The sequence below is a fragment of the Kluyvera sp. 1366 genome, assembly GCF_054823405.1.
In genome coordinates, this window is the sequence record NZ_JBTRDW010000003.1 from 523575 (window position 1) to 529906 (window position 6332).

General features: G+C 53.3%; 4 protein-coding genes and 1 rRNA gene. 3 read left to right on the plus strand and 2 right to left on the minus strand.

Translation table 11 applies throughout. The annotated features are described in order from the left end of the window. Window positions 1-66: 66 nt before the first annotated feature. The 3 genes from ACVLVH_RS09250 (at window position 67) to ACVLVH_RS09260 (ending at window position 4520) form a co-directional block, all read left to right on the plus strand. On the plus strand, window positions 67-2724 hold the full coding sequence (locus ACVLVH_RS09250) for a bifunctional acetate--CoA ligase family protein/GNAT family N-acetyltransferase (protein ID WP_192411948.1): 2658 nt from the start codon (window positions 67-69) through the stop codon (window positions 2722-2724). A 116-nt stretch (window positions 2725-2840) separates the two neighbouring features. Beyond that, window positions 2841-4196 (plus strand): CDP-diacylglycerol--serine O-phosphatidyltransferase, encoded by a 1356-nt coding sequence (gene pssA / locus ACVLVH_RS09255; protein ID WP_101763429.1) that lies wholly within the window; start codon window positions 2841-2843, stop codon window positions 4194-4196. Window positions 4197-4199: 3 nt separating this feature from the next. Beyond that, window positions 4200-4520, plus strand: a complete 321-nt coding sequence (locus ACVLVH_RS09260) for a YfiM family lipoprotein (RefSeq protein ID WP_101763428.1) — start codon at window positions 4200-4202, stop codon at window positions 4518-4520. Here ACVLVH_RS09260 and ACVLVH_RS09265 read toward each other — a convergent pair whose 3' ends face one another. Both ACVLVH_RS09265 and rrf read right to left on the minus strand, forming a co-directional pair. Next, window positions 4521-5825, minus strand: a complete 1305-nt coding sequence (locus ACVLVH_RS09265; RefSeq protein WP_277973995.1) for an MFS family transporter — start codon at window positions 5823-5825, stop codon at window positions 4521-4523. Between the two features lie 232 nt (window positions 5826-6057). Beyond that, window positions 6058-6173, minus strand: a 5S ribosomal RNA gene (rrf, locus tag ACVLVH_RS09270). Between the last annotated feature and the right edge of the window lie 159 nt (window positions 6174-6332).

Genomic DNA, 6332 nt, shown 5'->3' on the forward strand with positions numbered 1-6332 from the left:
CGGTGAATCGGCACGCGCGCTAAAAAGCGTTTACAATCATGCCAATCTTGATAGCAGGAGCGGATGATGAGCCAACGCGGACTGGAAGCGCTGTTACGACCTAAATCAATCGCGGTAATCGGTGCGTCAATTACACCGGGGCGCGCCGGCTACTTTATGATGCGTAACCTGCTGGCCGGTGGATTTAGCGGTCCGGTATTGCCGGTGACGCCGAAGTATAAAGCGGTGAGCGGCGTGCTGGCCTGGCCGGATATCGCCAGCCTGCCCTTCGCGCCCGATCTCGCCATCATCTGTACCCACGCCAAACGTAATCTCGAACTGCTGCAACAATTGGGCGAAAAAGGCTGTAAGGCCTGTATTATTCTCTCGGCGCCATCCAGCCAGTTGGAAGAGCTGAAAGCCTGCGCCAGTCAGTGGCAAATTCGCCTGCTTGGGCCCAACAGCTTAGGTTTGCTGGCGCCGTGGCAAGGGTTGAATGCCAGCTTCTCGCCGGTGCCGATTGCTAAAGGTCGCATTGCTTTTATTTCGCAATCCGCCGCGGTTTCTAACACCATTCTCGACTGGGCGCAGCAGCGTAACCTCGGTTTCTCATGGTTTATCGCCTTGGGTGATAGCCTGGATATCGACGTTGATGATCTGCTGGATTTCCTCGCGCGCGACGGTAAAACCAGCGCCATTCTGCTCTACCTCGAACACCTCAGCGATGCGCGTCGCTTTGTTTCCGCTTCGCGCAGCGCCTCGCGTAATAAACCGATTCTGGTGATAAAAAGTGGTCGCAGCCATCAGGCGCAGGCGATGATCGGTACTCACAGCGGACTGGACGCTGCCTGGGATGCGGCGATTCAGCGCGCCGGTTTACTGCGCGTACAAGATACGCATGAACTGTTTACGGCGGTTGAGTCGCTGAGCCATATGCGTCCATTACGCGGCGATCGACTGATGATCATCAGCAACGGCGCGGCCCCGGCGGCGCTGGCCCTGGATGAACTGTATGCGCGCAACGGTAAGCTGGCGACGTTAAGTGACGAAACCTTGCAGGCGCTTGCCACCCTGCTGCCAGAAGGCGTTGGCCGCGGCAATCCGCTGGATTTGAAAGATGACGCGACACCAGCGCGCTATGTCGCCTGCATTGAACGGCTGCTGGATAGCCATGAACTTGATGCACTGATGATCATTCATGCGCCAAGCGCCGTTTCACCTTCGAGCGAGACCGCCGAGCAGATTATCGCTGCGGTTGCCAAACATCCGCGTGGCAAGCAGGTTACTTTGCTGACGAACTGGTGCGGCGAATACTCTTCGCAGAGTGCACGACGCGCGTTTACTCAGGCTGGCATTCCCACCTGGCGCACACCGGAAGGTACCGTTACCGCTTTCATGCATCAGGTGGAATATCGCCGCAACCAGAAGCAACTGCGTGAGACGCCCGCGCTGCCGATTGGTTTGACGCAGAACAGCGCGCAGGCGCATCAGCTGATTCAGCAAGCGCTGGATAAAGGCATCACTACGCTGGACACCCACGAAGTGCAGCCGGTGTTGCAAGCTTATGGCCTGGCGACGCTGCCCACCTGGATTGCCAGCGACAGCGCCGCGGCTGCCAGCATCGCCGATCAGATTGGCTATCCGGTCGCGCTCAAGCTGCGTTCGCCGGATATTCCGCACAAGTCCGAGGTACAAGGCGTCATGCTGTATCTGCGCAGCGCCGCAGAGGTGGAACAAGCGGCTGAAGCCATTTTTGATCGCGTGCGTGAAACCCATCCACAGGCGCATGTTGATGGTTTGCTGGTGCAGAGTATGGCGAATCGCGCCGGAGCGCAGGAGTTGCGTGTGGTGGTCGAACAGGATCCGCTGTTTGGTCCTATCATCCTGCTGGGCGAAGGCGGCGTGGAGTGGCAGCCCGACAAGCAAGCCGCCGTGGCTTTGCCGCCGCTGAATATGACGCTGGCGCGCTATCTGGTGATTCAGGCGATGAAAAGCGGCAAAGTCCGCAGCCGTAGCGCGTTGCGACCACTGGATATCACCGGGCTTAGCCAGCTGTTAGTGCAGGTTTCAAACCTGGTGGTCGATTGTCCGGAGATTCAGCGCCTGGATATTCATCCGCTGCTGGCATCAGCCGACGAATTCACGCTGCTGGATGTCACGCTGCAGCTGGCGCCTTTTAATGGTGATAACGAAACACGGCTGGCGATTCGTCCTTACCCGCATCATCTTGAAGAGCAGGTGCAGCTGAAAAATGGGCAATATTGTCTGTTTCGCCCGATCCTGCCGGAAGATGAACCGCAGCTGCGCGCTTTTATCGCCCAGGTAACGAAAGAAGATCTCTACTATCGTTACTTCAGTGAAATCAATGAATTCACCCATGAAGATTTGGCGAATATGACGCAAATTGATTACGACCGCGAAATGGCGATTGTCGCTGTACGGCAGCACAACGGCGTCGACGAGATCATTGGCGTAACACGTGCGATCTCCGATGCCGATAATATCGATGCTGAATTCTCCGTGCTGGTGCGGTCTGACCTAAAAGGCTTGGGCATGGGCAGGCGCTTACTGGAGAAGATGATTCGCTATACGCGCGATCATGGCCTGCAACAATTGAACGGTATCACCATGCCAAACAATAGCGGCATGATCACGCTGGCGCGAAAGCTCAATTTTCGCGTGAATATTCAACTGGATGATGGCATTGTCAGCCTGAATTTGCCGCTCGGTGATGTCATCAGCTAACCTGTACAGAAAGGTAAAATTCCTCCTCTACAGGTCGGTTGATGGTATTATTTACCGTTAGGATCATGATTTGATGGCAAAAGGCCATGCAATGAACAGAGAAGAAGTGCACTGTGATGTTGTCTAAATTTAAACGTAATAAACACCAACAACACCTCGCACAGCTGCCTAAACTGTCACAATCCGTGTCGGATCTGACGACGCTTTACTCGCCTGCCGAGTTTCGCGAAACCCTGCTGACGAAAATTGCCGCAGCAGAAAAGCGTATCTGTATCACCGCGCTGTATCTGGAGAATGATGACGGCGGTCGGGGAATAATGCAGGCGCTGTACGCAGCGCGTCAGGCACGTCCGGAGCTGGATGTCTGTATTCTGGTTGACTGGCATCGTGCGCAGCGTGGTCGTATTGGCGCTGCTCGCGGCGTGACCAACGCTGACTGGTATTGCGAAATGGCGACTCAGCACCCGGATATCGCTATTCCGGTTTATGGCATTCCGGTTAACACCCGCGAAGCGCTCGGTGTGCTGCATCTGAAAGGGTTTATCATTGATGATACGCTGCTCTACAGCGGCGCGAGCTTGAACGATGTCTATTTGCATCAGCATGATAAATACCGTTATGACCGTTATCAGCTGATCCGCAATCCACAGCTTACCGATACCATGTATGCGTGGATCTGCGAAAATCTCAAGGATTCCGATGCGGTTAACCGGCTCGATAAAACTGAGCGCCCTTCCAGCCCGGAAATCAAAAACGAAACACGTCAGTTCCGTCAGGAGCTGCGCAGCTTTAACTATCAGTTTACCGGCAATGCAGATAATGATTGCCTTGCCGTCACGCCGTTGGTTGGCTTGGGCAAACGTAGCCTGCTGAACAAAACCATTTTCCATTTGATGCCCTGCGCTGAGCGCAAGCTGACGCTGTGTACGCCCTATTTTAACCTGCCGGCCATTCTGGTGCGTAACCTGATTCATTTACTGCGTCAGGGTAAAGAAGTTGAAATCATCATTGGCGACAAAACGGCGAATGACTTCTACATCCCGCCAGAACAGCCGTTTAAGATTATCGGGGCTCTGCCTTATCTTTATGAGATTAACCTGCGTCGCTTCCTGAGCCGTTTGCAGTATTACGTCAATAATGGTCAGCTGACGGTACGCTTGTGGAAAGATGGCGAAAACAGTTATCACCTGAAAGGCATTTGGGTGGATGACGAATGGATGATGATCACCGGTAATAACCTCAATCCACGCGCGTGGCGACTGGATCTGGAAAATGCGGTGCTGATTCACGATCCTCTCAATCAATTGGCCGAGCAGCGTGAAAAAGAGCTGGCGCTGATTCGTGAGCATACTTCCGTGGTGCAGCATTATCGCGAGCTGGAAAGTATCTCCGATTATCCAGCAAAGGTGCGCAAGCTGATTCGTCGCCTGCGCCGTATTCGCATCGATCGCTTGATTAGCCGTCTGCTTTAGCCGATGCGTGCGCCTATCCTCTGCGTGGTTTTGCTGTGTAGTGGATGTGCGCATGTCGCTCAGGATAACTGGACCGGCAAAGACAAAGCGCAACACTACTTCTCTTCTGCTGTTCTGGCTGCTGCAGGAAGCGAGATTTCTCAGCATCAAAATCACAGCCGCGGGCAGAATTTGCGTTTCGGCTTTTTGTTTTCGTTGAGTTTCGGTGTGGGGAAAGAGTTATATGACAGCCGCTCAGCGGGGAGCGGCTGGAGTTGGAAAGATCTTAGCTGGGATGTCGCCGGCGCCGCCAGCGGTATCGCACTGTGGAATCTCAGTCAGTAACTACAGCGCAATCCCCTTCCCTTTGCGATGCAGCATCAGCGATACCAGGAATGCTAAAGCGCCCATTGCCGAAACATACCAGAAGAAGCTGGTTTCAATACCTTCCCTTTTCAGCAGTAAGGCTACGTACTCTGCTGAACCACCAAAAATAGCATTCGCCACCGCATAGGAAAGCCCAACGCCCAGCGCGCGGACTTCCGGCGGGAACATCTCTGCTTTCAAAATGCCACTGATAGCGGTGTAGAAACTGGTGATGATTAGCGCCAGCATGATCAAGGCAAATGCCAGCCAACTGCTTTGCACATTTTGCAGCAATAGCAGAATAGGTACCGTACAGATAGCTGCCCCGGCACCAAAAATCATCATTGAGGCACGACGACCAATCTTGTCTGACAGTGCGCCAACTATCGGCTGAATCAACATGAATACCAATAAGCAACCGGTCATTAATCCACTGGCACTGCGCGCATCCATCCCGGCAGTATTTACCAGATATTTTTGCATGTAGGTGGTGAAGGTATAGAAGCTTAGCGAGCCGCCTGCGGTAAACCCCAGCACCATCAGAAATGCGCGGGTGTGATTGCGCAGTAATCCCGTAATGCTGCCGGCGTCACGATGTTCACGGTGTTTTTTCTCTGAAGTTTCGTTGAGAGAACGACGCAACCACAATGCCACCACAGCGAGCGCCGCCCCGAGGAAGAACGGAATACGCCAGCCCCAGCTGCGAAGTTCTTCATCGCTGAGAATTTGCTGTAAGACTACAACGGTAAGCACCGCTAACAGTTGGCCGCCGATGAGCGTCACATATTGGAAAGAGGCATAAAATCCTTTTCGTCCTTCCAGTGCTACTTCGCTCATATAAGTGGCGCTGGTACCGTATTCCCCACCAACCGATAATCCCTGAAACATACGTGCCAGCAGAAGAATAACAGGCGCGGCCAGGCCAATTTCTCCGTAGCCCGGTAGACAGGCGATCACTAATGATCCCAGACACATCATGCACACTGAGATCAGCATTGAGGCTTTGCGACCGTGGCGATCGGCAATATAGCCAAATAACCATCCGCCAATCGGACGCATCAGAAAACCAGCTGCGAAGACGCCTGCTGTTTGCAGCAACTGGGTGGTGGTATCACCGCTTGGAAAGAATACATGGGCAAAATAGAGTGAGAAGAAGGAGTAGACGTAGAAATCGAACCATTCGACTAAATTGCCAGATGATGCGCCGACAATCGACCAGATGCGCTTTTTACTGTCGGCTGCCGTTTCAGATATAGCCACTTTTTGTTGTTGTGAGTCAGTCATGCTTACCTCTTTTCCTTGCGAAGAATTAGCGCCAAAGGATTGAGTAAAGCATCTATTAACTGGTTGCGGGAATTGTCTCTATTCCTGGAGTACAAAATGTGATTGCCGCGGAGTTTTTAGTGCAATTTATTACTGATTTTCATGCAAATTCAGCCATCTGCCGGCTTTAATTCGCTATATGCAGACGTAAAAAAGCCCCGGACTTTCGTCCGGGGCTTCTTCACTATTTGATGCCTGGCAGTTCCCTACTCTCGCATGGGGAGGCCCCACACTACCATCGGCGCTACGGCGTTTCACTTCTGAGTTCGGCATGGGGTCAGGTGGGACCACCGCGCTAAAGCCGCCAGGCAAATTCTGTTTCGTCTGCTGCCCCCTCTCAGGCGCCGCAGACCAGTCCGTAAACAAGCTGAAAATCCGGTCTCTCAGACCAAAACGCCTCTGGCGTTGTAAGGTTAAGCCTCACGGGTCATTAGTACCGGTTAGCTCAACGCATCGCTGCGCTTACAC

What these genes read in the sequence shown, in the direction of transcription:
- pssA (WP_101763429.1), top strand. Translation starts at nt 2,841, where the DNA reads ATGTTGTCTAAATTTAAACGTAATAAACACCAACAACACCTCGCACAG.
- ACVLVH_RS09265 (WP_277973995.1), bottom strand. Translation starts at nt 5,825, where the DNA reads ATGACTGACTCACAACAACAAAAAGTGGCTATATCTGAAACGGCAGCC.
- ACVLVH_RS09260 (WP_101763428.1), top strand. Translation starts at nt 4,200, where the DNA reads ATGCGTGCGCCTATCCTCTGCGTGGTTTTGCTGTGTAGTGGATGTGCG.
- ACVLVH_RS09250 (WP_192411948.1), top strand. Translation starts at nt 67, where the DNA reads ATGAGCCAACGCGGACTGGAAGCGCTGTTACGACCTAAATCAATCGCG.